Here is a 307-nt window from a genome sequence, read left to right on the forward strand (position 1 = left end):
CTTCAAGCGCGACGACCGCGGCGGAGAGGGCCGCGGCGAGCGCAGCTTCAAGCCGCGGGGTGATCGGCCGTTCAAGCCGCGCGGCGATCGTCCGAAGTTCGATCGTGACGAGCGCGCGCCGCGCGGTGAGCGTTCGGAGCGGCGGTTCGAGGACCGCAAGTTTTCGCGCGGCGATTCCGATCGGCCGCGCAAGGATTTTGGCCGCGACCGCGACTTCGAGGGCGGCGATCGCAAGCGCAGCTTTGGCGACCGTCCGCGCGATCGTGGCGAGCGCGGCGATTCCAAGCCGTGGCAGAAGCGCGAGGCG

1 pseudogene is annotated in these 307 nt (G+C 71.0%); it reads left to right on the top strand.

Annotated elements, in window-relative coordinates:
• A pseudogene (locus CWO91_RS42495) lies at positions 1-307 on the top strand (pseudouridine synthase); the annotation flags it as partial.

It is taken from the genome of Bradyrhizobium genosp. SA-3, assembly GCF_004212635.1.
GTDB lineage: Bacteria > Pseudomonadota > Alphaproteobacteria > Rhizobiales > Xanthobacteraceae > Bradyrhizobium.